This is a genomic window from Levilactobacillus fujinensis (assembly GCF_003946335.1).
GTDB lineage: Bacteria > Bacillota > Bacilli > Lactobacillales > Lactobacillaceae > Levilactobacillus > Levilactobacillus fujinensis.
In genome coordinates, this window is sequence record NZ_RHNX01000003.1 from 51,276 (window position 1) to 67,778 (window position 16,503).

Here is a 16,503-nt window from a genome sequence, read left to right on the forward strand (position 1 = left end):
TTTCCGATACGAAATTAAAGCTAAATCCTTAAAATTAAGCAAACGTTTGTTTAATTGGTTTTAAGGCATTGTCAGCGCTTACTAAAAATGCTAGAATAACTTTTGTAAGCGGTTGCGCACGAACTTTACGCAACCCATTCAGCGATGAACCAACAACTAATCTTAGGAGGGTTTCACATGGAAAAACAGTGGTGGCAAAATGCCGTCGTCTATCAAGTTTATCCCCGGAGTTTTCAAGACAGTGATGGTGACGGGGTCGGTGATTTGGCTGGTCTGACCGAACGCCTGCCGTACATTAAGAAATTAGGAGCCGATGTTATCTGGCTCAACCCCATTTACAAGTCACCGGACTTCGATAACGGTTACGACATCAGTGATTACCGTAGCGTTCAGCCCGTCTATGGCAACATGGCGCAATTTGAAACGATGTTAGCCAGCGCACATAAATTGGGATTGAAGCTTCTGATGGACCTGGTCGTAAACCACACCTCCGATCAACACGACTGGTTCCAAAAGAGCCGTCAGTCCAAGGATAATCCGTATTCTGACTACTACATCTGGCGCGACCCCGTTGACGGTCACGAACCCAATAACTGGGGCTCCTACTTCAACGGTTCGACCTGGACCTTTGAACCGAAACGAAACCAATATTACCTGCACCTCTTCGCACCTAGTCAACCCGACTTGAACTGGGAAAATCCCAAGGTCCACGATGAAGTTTGGGACCTCATGCGCTTCTGGCTCGACAAGGGTGTTGATGGCTTCCGGATGGACGTTATCAGCCTCATTTCCAAGCCAGTTGGTCTCCCCGATGCACCCAAGGCACCCGGTGCTGTCTATGGCGACGTCGAGGCCGTAGTTGCTAACGGCCCCAAGCTGAATGACTACCTGCACGAAATGCACGACAAGGTCCTGTCTCACTACGACGTCATGACCGTCGGCGAAATGCCGGGAGCCACTGCCGAGGGAGCCATTACCTATACCGGTCTGGACGCAAACGAACTGAATATGATCTTCCAGTCCGCCCACGTTGGCCTGTCTGCCAATCCAGATAAGCGGCTAGGCAAGTGGAACGATGCCCCGATTAAATTAACAGAATTGAAGAAGGCCTTATCCGACTGGCAATATGCCCTCGATGGTAAGGGATGGAATAGTCTCTTCTGGGACAACCACGACCAGCCCCGCGCCGTTTCTCGCTTCGGTAATGACAGTGAGCAGTACCGAGACGTCTCGGCTAAAATGTTAGGAACAACGCTACACATGCTGCAAGGCACCCCTTACGTTTATGAAGGCGAAGAACTTGGCATGACCAACGTCCACTACACCAGCCTCGATCAATATGAAGACCTGGAAAGTCTGAACGCCTACGACGAAAACGTCACGAAGGAAAAAATCGTTGACAAGCCAACCATGCTGAAATACCTCAGCCATATTTCACGAGATAACGCTCGGACACCTATGCACTGGGATGCTTCCAAGAACGCTGGCTTCACCACGGGCACACCCTGGTTTGCGCTAAATCCAAACTACACGACGATCAACGCCAAGGAAGAAGTTGACCGCGACGATTCCGTCTTCAACTACTACCGGCAGTTGATTGCACTGCGTCATAGCCACGACCTCATTGTCCTCGGCGACTACGAAGAACTCGACCCCGATGACGATCAAGTCTTCGCCTACCGCCGTCACTACAACGGCCAGACCCTGCTAGTCATCAACAACTTCACCGACCAAACGGTGACCCGCGACTACGACCAAGGCAGCGCCAGCGAAGAGCTGATCGGTAACTACGCCGATGACCAAGGCACCACGTTCCGCCCTTACGAATCCAAGGTCTACTTGTTTAAGTAAGAAAATGATGTCACTGGTCGCACTGCGGCTGCCAGGAATTCTACCTGCTATGGGCTCAGGCACGTCGTTCCAGCCCAGATCTACCGGTCAATAAGACGACCACACCGCAGTGCGACCAGCTCATACAACTTAAGTTAATCAAAAGAATCACCTGCACCATCACGACTGAGAGCGTGAGGCGCAGGTGATTTTTGGTGATGGCGCCGAGCGCTTTCAAATGGGTGATGTATAGTCAGACCATTTCAACGTTACGCGCGGCACCTCACTAGCTGTAGTCTACCTTTTAGTTGGGCGTCTCGCCCCTAAGTTTACTGAAAATGTTAAGTGATTTACCAACCGTTACAGAGGAAACAGCGGTAACTCTGCCAAGTAATCGATGTCGGTCCGTTTGACCGCATCGCCTTCCGCCAAAATGGCCAGACGACCAACCACCGTGGCCCCCGCGCGACTTACCAACTCTTCCGCCGCACTTAGTGACCCACCGCTACTGATCACATCGTCAACGATGACGACGCGCTTGGCAACCAATTTATCGGCATCCACACCATCCAACGCTAGAATCTGTGGCGCACTGGTCGTAATCGCCTTAACTGGCACCGTCAACGGCGCCCGCATGTAGTCCTTAACACTCTTACGCAAGACGATGTATTCCTGATGCCCGGTCAACCGGCTCAACTCCTGAGCCAACGGAATCCCCTTACTTTCCAACGTGACAAAGTAGTCGAACTCAGCTGGCACCTTTTTGGCCAACGCCTCGGCCGCATAATCGGTTAGCTCGGCGTCCCCTAGCAACACGAACGATGCAATTGCCATGGTGTCACTGATCGGCATCACCGGCAACCGCCGTGTGAGCGGCCCAACCTGTAATTGATACGTTTTGATCATGGTTTAAACCCCCAGTCCCAAAAGTGGCAGTCCAAATTTTAGCACAGCTCCCGTCATCAACCCGGCAAAAGGATCGGCCACCGCCGTCACCACTAGCGTGATTGCGGCCACAGTCGCGCCGGAACCCTGCATAGCCGTCGCAGCATTTTCTGGAAAAATCACGACCGTTCCCAGGATAAACAGGAAACCCGCAATCGATGCGCTGGGGACATATTTCCCCAACTTTGGTAGCCAACCGATTGCTAAGATAGCAGCCATGATCAGCATCATCATGATGCCGGCCACGACAGGTTCAGGCGCGCTGGCCGTTGCGGAAATAATGGCTTCCACCGGTGCCCCACCCAAAAGACTTGTGCCCATGTCGGCAATGGATTGCGTGATGGTCAGCAGATTCAAGTTGACGGGGTTCGGCTTGATGCCCGTCATTTGCCCGGTGATCAGTCCGTAAGAAATGTTGGCGCCAATATTCAAGCAGGCCAGACTCAACGCCCCCCCGCACCACCCGAACGCTGAGCATCGGTTTGGTAAAAACAAACCGTCGCGCCGTCACGTGTTCCGGGAGTTCTGCGCGGTAATGTTCAATAAAGACGGCCGCTAGACTGGACCCGACCACGGAGACCACGATGGTCCACACCAGGTCCTTCGTCACTAAATAGGTAACAGCTGCGAGAGCCACCGACATCCAGCCGGTCAACTGCTCCTGCTTCGCCATCCCCAATGCAATCTTGGCCAGCATGATGCCGACCCCGGCCATCATTCCGGCCATAATATTGTTGCCAAGGATATCAACAATCTTCGTCAACGTGCCGGTAACCCCAATCAGCAGCATGATGATGGAGCCGCCTAAAATAATCGAGGTCCGTTCCCGTAAGTTGCGCCCCAGATTTCCCGTTAGCGCTAGTGATTCCGCCTGAAATGAAAGTGGCGCGACTGCCCCGAAGACCCCGTTAACTGCTGAAGCAAAAATGAACGAAAACATCGTTGGAAAAATAGCAAACCCTAGCGCCATCGCCATAATCCCTTGTGGAATCCCATTTAAGACGACCCCAATGGCAGCTAGCAAGTCGGCCAACCAATGCATAGTAAGTTCCTCCCTGTATCGTAGTTAGATGCTTAACTTTACTGGCGATTCTATAATTTATAATTCGTATTTCTATTTCATCATACGAGAATTAAGTCTTTAAGTCCATCTATTTTTGGATTTTAACGAACATTTAGTATTAATTCCTTTGTTAGATTCGGTTATTATTTGACCAAACAAAAAGTGTGACCACGACTTACCCGGTCACACAATGGTTCGTGTTTGACACTATTAACTAAAGGTCAAAAATTAAAATGGCCGCACTCCGGATGCCAGGGATTCCGCTTGCTGTGGGGAACGCTTCCAGCCAAAGGACGGGCTTCCAGCTCGCCTGAAAGCCACCAAGATCAGGCGTCTCCCAGGTCGTCCCACGATGTAAGCCGGAAAAACCCCGACTAACATCGTCGACACGGCTAGCTGCATCCCTGGCCTCCTCCGGCTCTGATTGTGCTCGACAATCCTAGGCACTGAATCCCATGGCGTTGCTAAGGTTTAAGCATAACGCAATAGCGTTTCTGACAGCATGATCCATGTTGCCGCAGACCAACTACGTCAGCCGAGAGGTCGGCAGATATGGGCTCAGGCGCGTCGTTCTACTTAGTCGGCAGGTGGGTTCCCTGCTGGCTTAGTAGAAAACCAAGCTTGAAGACTCGGTTCTTTCGAGGCTTCAAGTTGTGTTCGCACCGTTCCAGCCCATATCTGCCGGCCGGTAAGGCGATGGTTGGATAACGTTGCCTAATTCTGGACCCAGTATTGCTGTGACGACAGTCATAATGAGTGTTTTGGAACTTTCAACCTCAGTCATTACCGAAGCAGATGATTCTCCAACGCCGCGACCCGCACCAACGACCATGCTGCTGGCAACTGTAGCGCCAACAGCTTTCCACAGGTCAACGCATACACATCCTGTGCCAAACGACCGGCGTGTGGGCTACAGTAATCTGGCGTGTAGGTATCCCACGCGGTATGTTGGTCCAAAAGGTGCGTGAACAAACGGTGCAGCAATTCCTTCCCACTCGGCAAGAAGAGTTGGTGTTCCGTCATCTGTGCCTGCATCAGCCAACATTGCGTCTGACTAGCAACGCCTTGTACTTTATCGGTCGTCACCGGGACCCCTTTGAGTCGTAACACGGCCAATGCAACCAGGTTGGCGGCCGTTGTCACGACACTGATATGACTGGCCTGAGCGAGGTCGATTGCCAAGTACCAGTCGGCCAGCAACTCCTGTGAAGCCTGGGGAATCAGGGTTGCCACTTGGTCAAACAATCGCCCGTACACAGATTTTTCCACCTGCGGCATCAGGTCCTCCAGCGTCCGTTGTGGAACAATTTTCATCAAGTCATTTTCTTCATCTAAAAGTAATAGGTCGACTCCCCCAGCGGCCAACGCGTTAACACTGGCGCGCGGGTCGGTCGACCACGGCAGTAATGGGACAAAATCTGCCCCAGTTCGTTGCACGTTAAACTGTTTCACGTTGGCTCACCCCCTCAAGTATCTTGAGTGTACCCCCTTCGACCTACTTGAAGGCAACCCTTTTGCTTCATTTTGAGTGAAAATTCTTGCATCGACTGGAAGAATCACGTATCATAAAAACATTACATTAGAGTTAGTCGAACGCTAACCCCCAAGGAGGAGATTCAGATGTCCTATACCATTCACGAAGTCGCTCAAAAAATGGGCATTTCCACCTACACCATTCGCTACTACCACGACCATGGCATGTTGCCATTCGTAAAACGCGACGAAAACAACAACCGCGTTTTTGACGACAACGACTTAGAGTGGCTGAACATTATCGTCTGCTTGCGGGCGACCGGGATGCCCGTTGAACGCATCCACCACTACTTAGACCTGGTTCAGGAGGGGGAGTGCACCGTTCCTGAACGCTATGAGATGATGAAAACGCAGCAGGAACGGACGCTGAGTGAAATCACGGCGCTCAACAAACACCTGTCGACCATCAATTTTAAGGTCGACCATTACGCAGATATTATTGAAAACAACAAGCCGGACATGTTTGTCCCCACCAATCTCCGTGACAAACCAACCACCGACCAAACGGCTTAATTTCACCTATGGCTACAGTAATGGTTGCCAAATTGGTCTGTCGTTGTCTGCATCTCATCATAAATTTAATAACTTGACACCACGGTCGCGTGCTACCTGCTCGGCCGTTTTTTACTGTCTTGTGGTCCCGATTTGCTAGCACCCAAACGGCGACAATAGACACATTCTGTATCCGTTTCCATCCCCGGCACCACACCCACCAAATTCACAAGCACTTTTTCTTGTCCCCCCTTTACTAATATGCTAATATTAACAGCCTGTGAAGTATTTATACACGCTGGCTGTTCAGTGTTGACTGACTACCGGCTATCATTGAATTAACGCACTTTACAAAGGGGGACTGACCCTTGGAAACTTCACGCGTGCCGCACTGGCGGCGTAATATTTATCTCTTTTTGACCAGTCAATTTTTATCCGGCATTACCAGTATGGTCGTGCAATATGCCATTATTTGGTACTTGACCAAGCAGACTGGTTCGGCCACCGTTCTGAGTCTGGCAACGTTGCTGGGCATGCTGCCAATGGTGCTACTGAGTCCCTTTGTCGGCCCCTTCGTCGACCGTTGGAACAAGAAGGGCCTCCTGATTGTTCCCGACGTGATTGCCGCCATCTTTGCCATTATTCTTTCCGTCGTCGGTACACTGCAAGCAACCTTCCCGCTCTGGCTGATTTTCATCTCGCTCCTTGTACGCTCCATCGCGCAGACCTTCCAAATGCCAACGATTCAGTCGATTTTACCGACCATGGTACCGACCGATCAGTTGACGCAGATCAACGGCCAGCTGGGCATGGTTCAGTCTGCCAACATGATCATTTCGCCGGCACTGGGCGCTTTTCTCTTTGCCATCGTCCCCATGAACTACCTGATTTTAGTTGACGTCCTGGGCGCCATTATTGGCATTAGCCTATTGACGTTCGTGACGATTCCAGAACATCCGGTGATTGACGAAAAGGTCCACGTGCTAGCCGATGCCAAATTTGGGCTAAATAAGCTCCGTAATACACGTGGTCTCTGGGCCATTACCATGATTGGCGCAACCTTCACGCTGATGTTCATGCCGGCCGCCAGCCTCTACCCCTTGATGACCATGGGTTACTTCCACGGTACCGTGGGCCAAGCCGGTCTGATCGAGGTCATCTACTCTGTCGGCATGCTCGGGGGTGGCGCCATTATCGGCCTCTTTGGTAAATGGCGTGACCGGATGAAACCCATCTTCTGGGCAACACTGGCGATGGGGGTGACCTTTGGCGGCAGCGGCTTTCTCCCGGGAAATCAGACCGGATTTATCTGGTTTATCATTCTCAACGTGCTGGCTGGCGCCGTGACTCCCTTCTATAGCACCCTCTTGATGGCGATGATCCAGCAGAGTTTCCCGCCCGACCAACTGGGCCGCGTCCTGGGCGTCCTAAATTCATTGACCAGTGTAGCGGGACCCGTCGGTTTGATTTTCGCCGGGCCCCTCGCAGATGCCATCGGCGTGGAAAAATTATTCATCATTGGCGGTGTTGGCTCACTCCTATGTGGGCTTGCCATGTGGCTGATGCCGAGTGCCCGCGAGTACGACCAGCAGCTGCAAGCACGGTTGCTGGATGAAACACCAGACGTTGAAAATGCAGAATAACCTCACCAGGTTGGGACTGGGAGACGCCTGATTTTGGCTTTCAACCGCGTCAACATACCTAAAAATGCTAGTACAGTCTGAAATTCAGATGTACTAGCATTTTTTGATAGATCTAAAGATTGCACCAGTCGGAAGTGTTTCTCACAACCAGCGGAATCTCTGATCTCCTTCGACTCTGATTGTGCCCGCCAGTTTCAGCTTTCAGCTGGCTAAAAACTACATTTTCTTCTCAAAGCCCTCCATCGGTGCAGCCTCATTCTGGTAATCCACGGCTACATTGGGGTCCGTCGTAAAGTGCATAACAGAGTAGAATGCACCCTTCAAGTAATCCTGCATGGCCCGGGGAATCTTCAACTCGTCCATTTCGGATGGGGAGAGTCGGTAGCGAATGCTGGCTTCATCCCCATCAACGACCTTTTCGACCCATTGGGGTTCCCGAATCATTTCGCGGCCCATCGCAACCAAATCGGCACCCAAGGCCAAGACGGCTTCGGCATCGGCCGGCTTCTCAACGGAACCGACACCGATCAACGGCTTACGACCGGCTAATTGCTTAACCAATTTCGCCATGATTGGTTCGTGATCGGTCTTGTCGTTCAACGACGTCCGGTGTGCGGACCCCATCGATGTATGGACGTAATCCACGTCAGAATCGGCCAACATGTCAACGAAGGCTAACGTATCAGCTAAACGAATCCCGGGTGTTTCAATCTCTTCTGGTGAAACGCGGTAACCCAGTAAGAATGGTCGGTCCGCGTTCGCCACAATGGCCTTGTGGACGCTCGCGATGACGGCCTTAGCAAAACCCATCCGTGCCTCGCGGTCGCCGCCCCACTTATCGGTCCGCTGATTAGAGTTGGGGGAGAAGAACTGTTGCAGCAAGTATGTGTTGGCCCCGTGGAGTTCGACCCCATCGAATCCGGCCGCGATGGCCCGGCGGGTTGCGTCGCCAAACGCCACAATGATCTCATCGATCTCGTCTGCCGTTAGTGCGCGTGGTTCTTGTGAATCGGCGGGGAAAGCGGCCTTAACTGCGCTTGCACTAACGGGTTGCTGACCCCGAAGGATACTATCGTTAGACTTCCGACCGGCATGGAAAATCTGGAGCACGGCCTTGGTCCCATTTTGTTTCATGGTGTTCGCCAACCGTGCTAGTCCAGGAATGTCGCCGTCGTCAGCGATAGACAGTTCACCCTCGAACCCCTTACCACTGTCGATAACGTTAGCAACTTCGCCAATGATCATCCCCACGCCACCGGCACGGGCGCCGTAGAAGTCGATTTCGTCATTGGTCACACGGCCATTGTAGAAGCTTGACATGGTCGTCGTTGGCGACATTACCATCCGGTTCTTCAGGGTCACGCCGTTGTCGAATTTAAAGGAATCTAGAAATTTATAGGTCATTTTATTGGTCACCTTTCTGTTGTGTACAGGTTTGAATTGCCGTCAACACGGGCCGGAGTGTCTCACCGAGGGGTGAAAGTTGCCATGTCCCGTGTTTCACGTGAAACATAATCAGCTGGTGGTGGCATAACCGCCACAAGCCGTCACCACAGCGGCAACGTTGATGCCAAGATAACTCTCGCCACAAGCCGGCGCCGGTCCGCGGTCCATTTGCCAGTAAGAGTAAGAGTTGCCATTGCACCGGGTGCGTCACCAGTGCCTGTGTCGTGGCCAAGCCACGGATTGTGGATGTCATCAGCCACCTCCTTAACGAGACCTAGCATAACTGCAAACGACAACAAAAAAAAGAAGGCACTTAAAGGTGCCCCTCTAATTGGTCGTTAAAATATGACTGAAGCCGCCATGGTCATGGGTAATCTCCATGTCTGGCACCTGACTTGCTCGCTGCTCCCCCCAGATGGACATCTGGACTAAGATTCTCCCCAGTGAACGACCCAGTTCGGTCAATTCATAGGTCACTTTAAAGGGCGCTCGCTCCCCAGAAATCCGCCGATTAATGATGCCATCCCGCTCTAGCTCACGAAGCTGTTGCGTCAGGACTTTCTGTGAGATGGTCGGTAATTTTTGCCGCAGGTCACACGTGCGTTGTGGCCGATTTCCTAGATGGCACAAAAGTTGCGGCTTCCATTTGCCACTAATGACCCCTAACGTTGCCTCGACCCCATTGTTGTAAGACTGTTTCACGTGATGACCTCCCAAACTTTTTTACCATTGTAACGCTTAGTAGCCGTTTTGGGGAGTAGGTACTTTTTGGTGCCTATCAAATTTTAATTCTAATAAATTGACAGAAAACCCTTAACAAAACGCACTGTTTTCTCCCTTGATGACCGCGTAAACTAGCGCTATTCAATTAAGGAGGCCCTGTTCCATGCCAAAACAATTTTCCCTCAGTAAAGTTCCCCTCATCACCGGCCTATTCTGGTTAGCCAAAATGATTTCTACCGGCCTAGGTGAATCCCTATCAGATTACTCCAGTCAACTCTTCGGTCAACAAAATTCCGGATTAGGTGAAGCCTTCACAGTTGCCTGGTCCCTCGGACTATTTGCCGTTTTTCTCACCTGCCAACTACGCTCTGATCGTTATCGTCCCGTTTACTATTGGCTATCGATTGCCCTGTTAGCCGTTTTTGGAACCTTCTCAGCGGATACACTGAAATCGATCACTGGTCTGCACTACTTAGAAACGACTTTGATATTTGCCGGTCTTCTCCTAATCAGCTTCGGTGCCTGGTACCTGAAAAATCATGATTTATCAATTCATCATATTACCACGTCGACCAACGAAAGCTTCTACTGGTTGACCGTCGCTTTCTCGTTTATGCTCGGGACCGCCGCTGGGGATTGGCTGGCAACCGCGCGTACGGGCGGTTACAACGTTGACCCCACCGGGATGGGTTGGGGATTCTTGAATACCGGTCTGATTCTCGGTGCCGTCTTCCTCGGACTGTTAGCCTATCGTCACTGGGGTAAGCCTGAAATGAACGGCTTTATGGAGATTATATCTTTCTGGCTCGCCTACATTTTAACCCGACCCATCGGTGCTAGCTTCGCCGACTACTTTGGTTACGATTTTGCCGGTGGTGTTTTAGGTAATTTGGGCATGTCTTTGATCTGGTTAGTCGCCTTTGCCGGTGTTCTCACCGTTATCGTCCGCCAGCATCAACACGAACAGCGCCTCACGACACAGACGAAAGAGACCCGTCATGCTGCGTAGTTTTCCTAAGAGAAGGTATCCTTGAGGGTGCTTTCTTTTTTCTTTAAGAAAAGTGTGCTACATTGACTTTAATTACTTATAAATCATTTACCCTATTTTAGGAGGCTATGATCATGCACCATTTCAGAAGATTCGGGCTCTTATTGGCGGCCATTGTTCTAACTGGAACGCTAGTGGCTTGCGGAAAAAGTAGCACGAAGAACGCGACAAGCTCGTCGGCCACCAGTAGTTCAGCATCCAGTACTAGCACCAAGTCTGACACCAATGATGCCGCAACCACCCCGTCGCTCAAGTCCGTCTTAAAACAGGTCGAATCTAAATATATTCAACTGACCTACACGGATCCCAAAACTGGCGTCAAGCTAGCCTACAACCTCTACGTTCCCGACAATTACAATAAAAATAAGTCCTATCCCCTGATCACCTTCATTCACGACGATAGCATCGTGGGTAAGAGCACCAAGTCGGCCCTCACGCAGGGATATGGTGGCGTGATCTGGGCAACTAAGGCCGAACAGAAAAAACACGCCAGCTTTGTTTTAGTCCCCGCCTTCAAAAAATCCACCGTTGCTGGTGGGATGGGCCAATCCGGCTCCAGCGTAGTCAAATCCCAAGTCAACACGTATCTCGATCTCTTGGCATCGTTGCAGAAGAAATACAGCATTGATAACAAACGACTCTACGCCACTGGTCAATCCATGGGGTGTATGACCATGCTCTACTTGAATGCCACGCACCCCAATCTATTTGCGGCCAGTCTCTATGTATCCGGCCAATGGGATGTGAGTCAATTAAAGGCCCTGCGTAAACAAAAATTCTTCTATATCGTCGCGGGTGGTGATTCCCAAGCGACTTCCGGTCAAACGAGCCTAATCACTAGTTTCAAGAAGAACAGTATTAGCTACACCAACGCCACTTGGAATGCCACCTGGAGTACCAAGAAGCTCAATACAGCAGCAAACAAATCCATTTCACAAAATAAGGACCGCAACTTTGTGACCTGGACAAAGGGGTCTGTTCTGACTGGTTCCAGTCAAACGATGGAACATATGGCCTCCTTTGACCACGGCTACACGGTTCCAGCCGTTCGAGACTGGTTATTTAATCAAAGTAAGTAGACCGTAAACATGAACTTAGTCAAGTGGGCCGTTTTGTTAGCCAGCTGCATCCGCCTCATTTCGGCCTATATTCGCCGAATGACAAAGGGTCGTGACATTTGTCGCGGCCCTTTTGCTTGTCAAAACGAATGGCACCAGGTAAGACCATCCTGAATTGGCCAACCTTAGCCATCATCAACTGATAGTCCGCCAAAAAGTCTAGCACTTTCCTGTTTTGAACCCTCCGCTTTGACTAAAAAGGCGTAGAATAAAAATAATTTATCTGCTGGGAGGGATTTTTATGGCAAAACCAAATCAATTGCATCACGGCGATCACGTCGCCCTCGTGAGTCTATCTAGTGGGGTCATGGGCGAAGAATTCGCTGCACATGAGTATCATCGCGGCCAACAACGACTTCGCGAATTGGGGTTAATTCCGGTCGCAATGCCAAATGCCTTGAAGGGTTTAGCTTACCTCGACGCCCATCCTGAAGCCCGCGCAGCTGACCTCAAGACCGCCTTTATCGATACCAATATTGCCGGCATTTTCTGTGCCATTGGCGGCATCGACACCTATCGTCTGGCGCCCTACCTCTTTAACGACCCGGAGTTTGTGACTGCCGTTAAAGCCCATCCCAAGCTGTTTACCGGATTTTCCGACACGACTGTTGACCACCTGATGCTCTACCGGTTGGGTCTCACCACCTACTATGGCCCCAATGTCATCAACGATCTTGCTGAGTTGGACACAGACTTACTGCCCTATACCAAACGTACCCTGGAACATTATCTGGAAAATACCGAAACCACGCCAATTAACAGCAGCTCCATCTGGTACGAGGAACGGGAGGACTTCTCAAAAGCCGCCCTCGACACCCCGCGAATCAGTCATCCCGAAACCCACGGCTATCAGGTCCTACGCGGTCACGGCCAAGTGACTGGTCGACTGCTTGGCGGTTGTATTGACAGTTTAAATAGTCTGTTGACCGACACACGCTATCCCAACGAGCCCCTCATCGCCCGAAAATACAGCCTCATTCCCAGTCCCGCAGAGTGGCGTGGGAAGATCCTTTTCCTTGAAACTAGCGAGGAAAAGCCAACACCAGCAGCCTACCGGACCATGCTCCAAAACCTGAAGCAGGCTGGCATTCTAGGCAACGTCAAGGCCATCATCACTGGGAAGCCCCAAAACGAAGTCTACTATGACGACTACTGCCAGGCCCTGCTGGACGTGACGCGAGACCTCGACGTACCCCTCATGACCAATTTTAACTTTGGCCACGCCTACCCGCGGACCGCACTCCCCTATGGCTTAAGTGCCAAACTCGACTGCGACGCTAAAACGTTGACGGTCACAGAACCCTTCTTTGCTGGGGAGGTCACGCGATGAGTTCTTGGCGAGATGACCGCATTCAAGCGGCAATCGATGGCACAAACCCCATGATCATGGCAACCTTACCCGGTGGTTTCGCAGTCTATGGTGACACCCAGTTTCTCCCTGGCTACTCAGTGCTACTCCCCAAGCGAAACGTGGCCGCATTGAACAACTTAACGGTAGGCGAAAGTACTGCCTTTCTTCAAAGCATGCGTGTATTGGGCGATGCCGTCCTACAAGCAACTGGTTGTGAACGTATCAACTATGATATTTTAGGTAATACCGATCAGTTTCTCCACGCCCACGTCTTTCCCCGTTACGCCACCGAGCCCACGGAACGTCGTGTCAAGCCCGTCTGGCTATACTCGCCAGATCACTGGTTCGACGATCAGTATAGCTATGATGCCGAGCGAGACGGTGCGTTGCGAAACCGAATCACTGAACTGCTAATTAGTAATAACTAAGGGATGAAAGTTCTAAGCTGTCGCGTATTAAGCAGCATTGGCAGTTATCGCCTTACCGGCCGGCAGATATGGGAGATGCATGATCTTGGCGGCTTCCAGGCGAGCTGGAGGCATTCCCCCACAGCAAGCCGAATCCCTGGCAGCCGGACTGCGGTGACAATTCCTACTGTTGCAAGAATATCTTGAACATTTTAACTTCTTGAATAATAACCAACAATTATTAATAAACACAAAGGAGTCTGGGATAACACCCCAGACTCTTTTGATATCTCCGAATTTACGTTGCTGAAACGTGGGACAAACCTCTGTTGCTGAAGTATACGTCAACGGGTAGCTACCGCTTGACCCACTTTCAACGTCAGCTGACAGCTTATCCCGCAGGCACCGCCATCACGTCCGTATCGACGATCCCAAATTGCCGCCGCATAGCAGCTTCGATCTCTTCACCTAACCGGTAACTGTCCTGCACCTCCATGTGGGGGTCGACCGCAATGATCACATCCAACGTGACCACGTTTCCGTTGTAATGGGCCTTGAGTTCCAAGACCTGTTCGACTGCTGGGAACTCAGCAATGGCCGCACCAAACTGCTTTTCCACTGTGGGATCAAAATAATCGGCCAGGTTCAAACTGCTCTCTCGGAAAATACGAATGCCAGATGTCAGAATGAAGATCCCCACCAACATACTGGCCACACCATCTAACCAGGTCACTTGAAAGGCAAGTGCACCACCAATGGCAATCATGGTTCCCAAACTTGTCACCGCATCACTTAAACTGTCCTGAGCCGCCGCCGTTAACGCCGCATTTTGTAATCGCCGGCCACCGCGCTTGTTCAGCCACCAAACCCCCAGCATAATAACCGTTGCGATTGCCGCTCCCAGCAACGTTATCGGCTGTGGGACTTCTTGATCAGCCGGATTCATCAGGCTACGAATGCCACTATAGATAACGCTAGCGGCAATGGCAATCATTACGATTCCCGTAATCATGGTGAAGACTGTCTCGTAGTGAAAGCGGGTCAATTGCAGTCGCTGACCATTTTCCGTCGAATCCTCTGGCAGCGGTTGACCCATGAGATCATCGTCATGAATATCTCTGGCAATGTAAATGCCGATCAATAGGAGCACCGACGAAATAATTCCTGATAAATTATTAAAGGCGTCGGCACGTAAGGTTTGTGAATGTCCAATAATAGCGAGATAAAATTCGATGATGGAAATTACCAAGTAGGCCCCGACATTTAAGTATAGGTGTCGTTGTGCTCCCTGCAACTTAGCTAATTCTCGCTGCTGGGTCGCCTGCCACTCAGCCTGTTCTTCTCGCCGATGTTCTTTCAATTCTTTCATCTAGCTTCCCTCTAACGTCTATATTTTCTACTCCCTTCATTATACCCACTCCCAAGAAATTTTCTCGACCAAATTCGGCCATTTCATCACTAAGTCTCCCATCACTCGGAAGAATTTGTGTTAACTTTCATTAATCCAATTCACCCTTTGAAAACGGCAATGAAATTTTCTTTGTCACCCTTGAAATGCCGTCAAGTCGGTACTATTGCCTAGTTTTCTCACCCAACTAACAAACAATTAATCGAAACCGGTTGCAAACTGTAAATCTTTCGGTTATAATTGCTTTGTGAAATTGATACCAATGATTTTCAAAACTTCTGAAAGAAGGCATTTGTATAATGGCTGAACGTAGTTATGACTTTCTGATGCCCAGTGTCAACTTTTTTGGCCCTGGTGTAATTAGCAAAATTGGTGAACGTGCAAAGATGTTAGGGATGAAAAAGCCCGTCATTGTCACCGATAAGTTCCTTGAAGGACTCAAGGACGGTGCCGTTGAACAAACTCTGAAATCTTTAGACGCTTCCGGTGTCGATTACGTTGTTTACAACAACGTTGAACCTAACCCTAAGATTCGCAATATTAAAGAAGTTAAAAAACTTTATGAAGAATCCGGCGCGGACTCCATCATTACTGTTGGTGGGGGCTCTGCTCATGATACCGGTAAAGGTGCCGGCATTATCTTGACGAACGGTGACGATATCACCAAGTTAGCTGGGATTGAAACACTCGACAAGGCTTTGCCACCACTGATTGCCGTTAACACGACTGCTGGGACGGGGTCAGAATTGACTCGTCACGCCGTTATTACGAACGAAGAAACCCACTTGAAGTTCGTCGTTGTTTCATGGCGGAACATTCCGTTGGTTTCTTACAACGATCCTACTTTGATGTTGGACGTTCCTAAGGGCTTAACTGCCGCTACTGGGATGGATGCCTTCGTCCAATCCATCGAGCCTTACGTTTCCGTTGACCATAACCCAATCACCGACTCACAATGTATCGAAGCCATCAAGTTGATTGAAACTTCCTTACGTGAAGCCGTTGCTAACGGCCACAACCTTGACGCTCGGACCAAGATGGTCGAAGCCGAAATGTTAGCTGGGATGGCCTTCAACAACGCCAACTTAGGTTACGTTCACGCCATGGCTCACCAATTAGGTGGTCAATACGACGCCCCACATGGTGTTTGCTGTGCTTTGCTCTTGCCTTACGTTGAAGAATACAACATCATCGCTTGCCCGGAACGCTTTGCTGAATTAGCAGAAATCATGGGCGAAAATACCGATGGCTTATCCACGCGTGACGCTGCCGAATTGTCCATTAAGGCCATGAAGCAGATGTCCGAAGACGTTGGTATTCCGAAGTCAATCAAGGAAATCGGCGCTAAGCCAGAAGACTTTGAATTGATGGCTGAAAATGCTTTGAAGGATGGGAACGCCTTCTCTAACCCTCGTAAGGGGACTAAAGAAGATATCGTTAAGATCTTCCAAGCAGCCTACGACGCAAAGTAGAGTGCGTAGCAAGGCGCTTAGGGC

At 50.5% G+C, this 16,503-nt stretch carries 14 protein-coding genes and 1 pseudogene; 8 read left to right on the forward strand and 7 right to left on the reverse strand.

Translation table 11 applies throughout. The features are described 5' to 3' along the window. Nucleotides 1-177 precede the first annotated feature (177 nt). The gene (locus EKM89_RS01735; RefSeq protein WP_125685439.1) at nt 178-1,851 is read left to right on the forward strand and encodes a glycoside hydrolase family 13 protein; all 1,674 of its coding nucleotides are present in this window, start codon (nt 178-180) and stop codon (nt 1,849-1,851) included. 339 nt (nt 1,852-2,190) lie between these two features. Here EKM89_RS01735 and EKM89_RS01740 read toward each other — a convergent pair whose 3' ends face one another. From EKM89_RS01740 to EKM89_RS01750, 3 genes and pseudogenes are all read right to left on the reverse strand, one after another. Then, on the reverse strand, nt 2,191-2,736 hold the full coding sequence (locus EKM89_RS01740) for a phosphoribosyltransferase family protein (protein ID WP_125685440.1): 546 nt from the start codon (nt 2,734-2,736) through the stop codon (nt 2,191-2,193). A gap of 3 nt (nt 2,737-2,739) precedes the next feature. Next, a pseudogene (locus EKM89_RS01745) lies at nt 2,740-3,817 on the reverse strand (NCS2 family permease). 804 nt (nt 3,818-4,621) lie between these two features. Then, nucleotides 4,622-5,290, reverse strand: a complete 669-nt coding sequence (locus EKM89_RS01750; protein ID WP_125685441.1) for a hypothetical protein — start codon at nt 5,288-5,290, stop codon at nt 4,622-4,624. A gap of 168 nt (nt 5,291-5,458) precedes the next feature. Between EKM89_RS01750 and EKM89_RS01755 the strand changes: the two genes are divergently transcribed. Then, complete coding sequence (locus tag EKM89_RS01755) at nt 5,459-5,884, forward strand: MerR family transcriptional regulator (RefSeq protein ID WP_125685442.1); 426 nt, start codon at nt 5,459-5,461, stop codon at nt 5,882-5,884. Nucleotides 5,885-6,231: 347 nt separating this feature from the next. After that, entirely contained in the window at nt 6,232-7,506 is a 1,275-nt protein-coding gene (locus EKM89_RS01760) for an MFS transporter (protein ID WP_125685443.1), read from the forward strand. A gap of 216 nt (nt 7,507-7,722) precedes the next feature. Here the strand turns inward: EKM89_RS01760 and EKM89_RS01765 are convergent, their stop codons facing one another. The 3 genes from EKM89_RS01765 to EKM89_RS01775 all read right to left on the reverse strand — a co-directional run bounded on the left by EKM89_RS01765 (nt 7,723) and on the right by EKM89_RS01775 (nt 9,654). After that, a complete protein-coding gene (locus EKM89_RS01765) occupies nt 7,723-8,910 on the reverse strand; it encodes an NADH-dependent flavin oxidoreductase (RefSeq protein ID WP_125685444.1) in 1,188 nt (395 codons plus the stop codon). Between the two features lies 1 nt (nt 8,911). Continuing rightward, nucleotides 8,912-9,205: a hypothetical protein gene (locus EKM89_RS01770; RefSeq protein ID WP_125685445.1), complete on the reverse strand. Its 294-nt coding sequence runs from the start codon at nt 9,203-9,205 to the stop codon at nt 8,912-8,914. A 74-nt stretch (nt 9,206-9,279) separates the two neighbouring features. Then, nucleotides 9,280-9,654 (reverse strand): winged helix-turn-helix transcriptional regulator, encoded by a 375-nt coding sequence (locus tag EKM89_RS01775; protein ID WP_125685446.1) that lies wholly within the window; start codon nt 9,652-9,654, stop codon nt 9,280-9,282. Between the two features lie 184 nt (nt 9,655-9,838). On the opposite strand from EKM89_RS01775, the gene EKM89_RS01780 reads away from it, so the two are divergent. The 4 genes from EKM89_RS01780 (at nt 9,839) to EKM89_RS01795 (ending at nt 13,620) form a co-directional block, all read left to right on the forward strand. Then, on the forward strand, nt 9,839-10,684 hold the full coding sequence (locus EKM89_RS01780; RefSeq protein ID WP_125685447.1) for a COG4705 family protein: 846 nt from the start codon (nt 9,839-9,841) through the stop codon (nt 10,682-10,684). A gap of 113 nt (nt 10,685-10,797) precedes the next feature. After that, nucleotides 10,798-11,802 (forward strand): carboxylesterase family protein, encoded by a 1,005-nt coding sequence (locus EKM89_RS01785; RefSeq protein ID WP_164510476.1) that lies wholly within the window; start codon nt 10,798-10,800, stop codon nt 11,800-11,802. A gap of 280 nt (nt 11,803-12,082) precedes the next feature. After that, nucleotides 12,083-13,171, forward strand: coding sequence for a S66 family peptidase (locus tag EKM89_RS01790; protein WP_125685449.1), 1,089 nt, complete (start codon nt 12,083-12,085; stop codon nt 13,169-13,171). Beyond that, on the forward strand, nt 13,168-13,620 hold the full coding sequence (locus tag EKM89_RS01795) for an HIT family protein (protein WP_125685450.1): 453 nt from the start codon (nt 13,168-13,170) through the stop codon (nt 13,618-13,620). Before EKM89_RS01790 ends, EKM89_RS01795 begins: the two co-directional genes overlap by 4 nt. Nucleotides 13,621-13,990: 370 nt before the next feature. Here EKM89_RS01795 and EKM89_RS01800 read toward each other — a convergent pair whose 3' ends face one another. Beyond that, nucleotides 13,991-14,968: a cation diffusion facilitator family transporter gene (locus EKM89_RS01800; RefSeq protein WP_125685451.1), complete on the reverse strand. Its 978-nt coding sequence runs from the start codon at nt 14,966-14,968 to the stop codon at nt 13,991-13,993. Nucleotides 14,969-15,306: 338 nt separating this feature from the next. On the opposite strand from EKM89_RS01800, the gene EKM89_RS01805 reads away from it, so the two are divergent. Next, a complete protein-coding gene (locus tag EKM89_RS01805) occupies nt 15,307-16,479 on the forward strand; it encodes an iron-containing alcohol dehydrogenase (RefSeq protein ID WP_125685452.1) in 1,173 nt (390 codons plus the stop codon). Nucleotides 16,480-16,503: the final 24 nt, after the last annotated feature.

Coding starts and splice junctions, on each gene's coding strand:
- EKM89_RS01735 (WP_125685439.1), top strand. CDS start 178: ATGGAAAAACAGTGGTGGCAAAATGCCGTCGTCTATCAAGTTTATCCC.
- EKM89_RS01740 (WP_125685440.1), bottom strand. CDS start 2,736: ATGATCAAAACGTATCAATTACAGGTTGGGCCGCTCACACGGCGGTTG.
- EKM89_RS01755 (WP_125685442.1), top strand. CDS start 5,459: ATGTCCTATACCATTCACGAAGTCGCTCAAAAAATGGGCATTTCCACC.
- EKM89_RS01765 (WP_125685444.1), bottom strand. CDS start 8,910: ATGACCTATAAATTTCTAGATTCCTTTAAATTCGACAACGGCGTGACC.
- EKM89_RS01770 (WP_125685445.1), bottom strand. CDS start 9,205: ATGACATCCACAATCCGTGGCTTGGCCACGACACAGGCACTGGTGACG.
- EKM89_RS01780 (WP_125685447.1), top strand. CDS start 9,839: ATGCCAAAACAATTTTCCCTCAGTAAAGTTCCCCTCATCACCGGCCTA.
- EKM89_RS01785 (WP_164510476.1), top strand. CDS start 10,798: ATGCACCATTTCAGAAGATTCGGGCTCTTATTGGCGGCCATTGTTCTA.
- EKM89_RS01790 (WP_125685449.1), top strand. CDS start 12,083: ATGGCAAAACCAAATCAATTGCATCACGGCGATCACGTCGCCCTCGTG.
- EKM89_RS01795 (WP_125685450.1), top strand. CDS start 13,168: ATGAGTTCTTGGCGAGATGACCGCATTCAAGCGGCAATCGATGGCACA.
- EKM89_RS01800 (WP_125685451.1), bottom strand. CDS start 14,968: ATGAAAGAATTGAAAGAACATCGGCGAGAAGAACAGGCTGAGTGGCAG.
- EKM89_RS01805 (WP_125685452.1), top strand. CDS start 15,307: ATGGCTGAACGTAGTTATGACTTTCTGATGCCCAGTGTCAACTTTTTT.